This is a genomic window from Maribacter sp. (assembly GCF_049667165.1).
Taxonomy (GTDB): domain Bacteria; phylum Bacteroidota; class Bacteroidia; order Flavobacteriales; family Flavobacteriaceae; genus Maribacter_A.
The window spans coordinates 1-4,886 of record NZ_JBATHS010000399.1; the positions used below are offsets into that span (position 1 = coordinate 1).

The following is a 4,886-nucleotide window of genomic DNA, read 5'->3' on the forward strand; positions in this document are numbered from 1 at the left end:
CTTTAAGTTACAGTAAATACATTCAATTATAGAAATAAAATCCCGAGTTGACGCTCGGGATTTTTTTTGTGTTCAATTGTTTCAAAAATAGGTAAGGGCTATAGCTAACATTGTTACTTTACCATGGCCATAACACCTAATGATATTATGTTGGGCGAAGGTTGCAATCATAAAAGAAGTTCCTATTGGGGTTCCATATCCTTACGCTATAGTGCTGGTTGTTCATGTAAGGTATTGGCTTGAAATCAGGTCCCATACAATGCCTATATCGAGGATAAGGGTTGTTCGTGGCCGTGCGAAAGGCTTGGTCGTTCTTGTTCTTGTGTCCTTGGGGATGACATGGCCATTCTCTAGGATAAATCATAAACCTTGGCAATTCGTTGCACACATAGGTTACTACGATTATATTTGCGTTTTTATAAAAATTGATAATGAAGACCGCGATTGAGCCAGCAAAAAACATCCCATGGGCCATGATGTTTGCTGATTTTAAGGAAATTACCAAGGTACGCCTGGCGGTCAGCGTGGTTTTTTCCTCTATGGCCGGGTATTTGCTGGGGGCCTATGAGATAAATTTCGTTTCCTTATTACTGCTCGCTTTTGGTGGTTATTGTATGGTAGGGGCATCCAATGCCTACAATCAGATTATAGAAAAGGATTTGGATGCCTTGATGAACCGTACAAAAAATAGACCTATTCCTTCCGGGAGAATGTCTGTGAATCTTGCCCTGACCATTGCCATAGTGTTGACGGTATTAGGTGTTGTGGCGTTGTATTTCCTTAATCCGAAGACCGCCATGTTCGGTGCGATTTCTATATTTTTATATACCAGCGTTTACACCCCCCTAAAAACAATGACCCCACTTTCGGTTTTTGTCGGGGCACTTCCTGGGGCTATTCCCTTTATGTTGGGGTGGGTAGCGGCCACAGACCAATTTGGCATTGAGCCTGGCACTTTGTTTATGATCCAGTTCTTTTGGCAATTTCCCCACTTTTGGGCCCTGGCTTGGATGTTGGATGAGGATTATAAAAAAGGAGGGTTTAAAATGCTCCCCACGGGTAAGAAGGATACAGGTACGGCATTGCAGATTATAATGTATACCATTTGGATGATAGTCATTTCAGTCATACCGGTTTTTGGTATCACAGGGCGTTTGCAACTATCGATACTGGCTGCGATCCTAATTTTTGCCATGGGTGCAGTGATGTTGGTATTTGCTTTTAAATTGTATGAAAAAAGGGACAACATTTCCGCCCGAAAATTAATGTTGGCCAGTGTGACCTATATTACCTTGATGCAGGTGGTCTACGTAGTGGATAAATTTAGTGGCACCTTTTTCTAGGGTGTATCGCGGATGACGGCAATGTGCCTTCCAAGAAAGGAATAAGGGCTATATTATTTGAATAAAGAATCATAAGTTATGGATTTGACACAAGGGACTCGGAAAGAAAAGAATGATCGATCTAAAAAGATGATGCTATGGTTCGGTATCGTGAGTTTGCTTATGGCATTTGCCGGTTGGACCAGTGCCTATATCGTTAGTAGTAAAAGGGAGGATTGGCTGGCGAACATAGAGATGCCCTCGGCCTTTTACATGAGTACAGCAGTTATTGTTCTTAGCAGTATTACTTATATTTTAGCAAAAAAGGCCATACAGCTAAATGCAAGAAAGGCGGGTACGAACTGGTTGTTGGTTACCCTGGTATTGGGTATTTGCTTTATCGTGTTGCAATTCAATGGCTTTTCCCAATTGATTGCGCAAGGGTATTACTTTACCGGTCCCACTAGCAGCATAAAAATGTCGTACATATTCCTGATAGCTGCGGTACATATAGTTCATGTGGTTGCCGGTATTATTTCGTTATTGGTGGTATTGTTCAATCAAATTAAGGGCAAGTATTCTTCAGAGGAATATCTGGGAGTATCCCTAGGGGCCACCTTCTGGCACTTTTTAGACCTTTTATGGGTCTATCTCCTCATCTTTATGGTTTTTGTCGATTAATGCTTTTTTTTAAATTTGTGTTAGCCCTATTTTTAGGGATTACACGTCTTTTTTTGATGCAGAAAAAGTCGGGAATTTAACGAAGTACGAGGCTTAAAGGGTCATATTTGTATCGCTTATAAGAAAAAATAATCGACATCCCCCAAAAAAGTCCCTAAAACCCAATTTTTTTTCATTTCTTCGCCTTAGACTTTTGTATCCTGCAAAAAAATGTATTTTTGTGAAAATTCTAATCATTCGATAACTGACTAATTTATGGATTCTACGGTAACAACAGGTGCGGAAGAAAGCGTTTGGGGTGGGGGTAATCGTCCCTTGGGTGTAAGCTACGGAAAAATGATGATGTGGTTCTTTCTGGTTTCAGATGCCTTGACATTTTCCGGATTTTTGGCCGCATATGGTTTTTCGCGGTTCAAGTTTATGGAAACATGGCCCATTGCGGACCAGGTATTTACCCACGTCCCGTTCTTTCATGGCAATTACCCTATGTATTATGTGGCGTTTATGACCTTTATCTTGATCATGTCTTCGGTGACCATGGTATTGGCTGTTGACGCAGGCCATCGAATGAAAAAGAACAGTGTTATATGGTATATGTTCTTTACGATTATCGGTGGTGCGATATTCGTAGGCTCCCAAGCTTGGGAATGGGCAACCTTCATTAAGGGGGATTATGGTGCCGTCGAAACCAAAGGGGGGCGAATTTTACAATTCGTTATGGCCGATACTGGTGAAAGGGCGTCCTTGGCAGATTTTGCCAAAACCCTTCCAGATGAAAGAATCGCCCATGAAGACAAAAACGGTATTTGGTTCTACAAGGAAGGATACCAGCCAAGCTATTCATTGAATGAGGTCTTGGAAGGGTTTAAGGCCAATCCCAATGTATTGATTCGAACAGAACAAATAATACAAGATAAGGAAAGTGAAGATTATGGGGAAAAAATCGTGCTTTCCAGAACGGAATCATTGGCGAAACTTCAAAATGCAACACAGGTAGTTGAAGGGGCCAATCTTATCCACAATGAATACGGAAGTAGATTGTTTGCCGATTTCTTCTTTTTTATCACAGGTTTCCACGGGTTCCACGTGTTTTCAGGGGTAATGATCAACCTTATAATTTTCTTTAACGTGGTGTTGGGTACCTATGAAAGGCGGGGCCATTATGAAATGGTTGAGAAAGTAGGGCTTTATTGGCACTTTGTGGATTTGGTTTGGGTATTTGTATTTACTTTCTTTTATTTGGTTTAATCTGAACTTGTTTCAGATTCCCACATGAGATGATTTAAAATTTTAATTGATAGATTTAGCATGGCACACGCACACAAGTTGGAAATTTTTAGGGGACTTTTAAAATTCAAGTCGAACACCCAAAAGATATGGGGAGTACTTGTATTTTTGACCGTAGTTACGGGCGTTGAGGTATTTTTAGGGATTACCAAGCCCCATCTTCTTACAGAGAACTCCTTTGTGGGAATGAAAATATTGAATTGGATTTTCATTATTCTGACATTGGTCAAAGCGTATTATATTGCCTGGGACTTTATGCACCTAAGGGATGAAAAGAACGCCCTGCGCAGGGCGATTGTATGGACCCCGATATTTTTGGTGGCCTATTTGGCATTCATACTCTTGGTCGAAGGGAATTACATCTACAATGTCTTTGCGGATGGTTTCGTGACCTGGAACTTCTAATAAGATATAATTAACAAAATAAAAAGACGGTTTCAAGACCGTCTTTTTTATTTTTGTCAATAGAAACCAGTTAAGGGTTTAATCCGTATTTCGAATTGATTCCGAGATATGGCGAAACCTGACTTTATAGGGCATAGCATATCTTCCCATGAAAAAGACCTTCGTTTTAGTTGTATTGTTTATTCTGCCCATTGTGGCGTACCTTTTCTTTGCTTCCGGTATCAATAATTTTGGAAGGTTACCGACCCTCACGCAGGATATTGGGGATATCTCTGAAATCGACAACAATGTTGCACTTAAGGATAAGATTACCATCCTTGGGTTTTTGGGCAATGATTTGGGAAACCAAAAAGGCATTGCCTTCAATTTGAACCAAAAAATCTACAAACGATTTTATGAATTCAACGACTTTCAATTTGTGATGTTGGTCCCAAAAGGAACCGAAAGCAAAGTGGCTGCACTTAAATCGGAACTTGGGAATTTGACCGATATGACAAAATGGAATTTTGTCTATGGGGAAAAAGAACAGATCCAACGATTTTTCGATGGCATGAAGACCGACCTGTCCCTAGATGGGAATTTAGCCACCCCTTATGTGTTTATTATCGATAAGGACAGAAAACTGCGTGGAAGGGCAAATGATGAGGATGAGGGGACCAAATTTGGATTTAATGCCACCTCGGTCGCAGAATTGAACAATAAAATGGAGGATGATGTGAAGATCATCTTGGCAGAGTATCGGTTGGCCTTAAAAAAGAACAATGCCAATACTAATTAAATACAAGTCTATATAGATGAAAAACAAATACACATATGTTTGGGTGTCCTTGGTCATTTTGGTCTTTGGTATCATCTTTATACCCAAGATTGTTGATCGAGTGGCTTCGGGCACTATGGTTGAAAATGATCGAATAAGCTTAAAAGACAACAAGGCAGGGTTGGCCTACATTTACTTAAACGGTCAAAAACGGCGTGTACCTTCATTCGAGTTTGTAGATCAAGATAGTTTGCTCATTACCGAAAAGGATTATTTGGGGAAAGTATATGTCGTTGAATTCTTTTTCACTTCGTGTCCTTCCATCTGCCCCATAATGACCAAAAACCTTGTGGACCTGCAAGAGAGCTTTAAGACTTCCCCTAATTTTGGCGTGGCCTCGTTTACCATAACTCCGGAATATGATACCCCCATGG

Annotated in this window: 6 protein-coding genes; all 6 read left to right on the forward strand. The window is 40.5% G+C overall.

Translation table 11 applies throughout. The features are described from left to right. Window positions 1-431 precede the first annotated feature (431 nt). Window positions 432-1,343, forward strand: a complete 912-nt coding sequence (cyoE, locus tag WBM98_RS18045) for a heme o synthase (protein WP_424367411.1) — start codon at window positions 432-434, stop codon at window positions 1,341-1,343. A gap of 78 nt (window positions 1,344-1,421) precedes the next feature. Beyond that, the gene (locus tag WBM98_RS18050) at window positions 1,422-2,003 is read left to right on the forward strand and encodes a cytochrome c oxidase subunit 3 (protein ID WP_424367412.1); all 582 of its coding nucleotides are present in this window, start codon (window positions 1,422-1,424) and stop codon (window positions 2,001-2,003) included. Between the two features lie 255 nt (window positions 2,004-2,258). Next, complete coding sequence (locus WBM98_RS18055; protein ID WP_424367413.1) at window positions 2,259-3,251, forward strand: cytochrome c oxidase subunit 3; 993 nt, start codon at window positions 2,259-2,261, stop codon at window positions 3,249-3,251. Between the two features lie 60 nt (window positions 3,252-3,311). Next, entirely contained in the window at window positions 3,312-3,695 is a 384-nt protein-coding gene (locus tag WBM98_RS18060) for a cytochrome C oxidase subunit IV family protein (protein WP_424367414.1), read from the forward strand. A 148-nt stretch (window positions 3,696-3,843) separates the two neighbouring features. After that, a complete protein-coding gene (locus WBM98_RS18065) occupies window positions 3,844-4,473 on the forward strand; it encodes a hypothetical protein (protein ID WP_424367415.1) in 630 nt (209 codons plus the stop codon). Between the two features lie 16 nt (window positions 4,474-4,489). Then, window positions 4,490-4,886: SCO family protein (locus WBM98_RS18070; protein WP_424367416.1), on the forward strand; the 397-nt coding region annotated here is incomplete at its 3' end.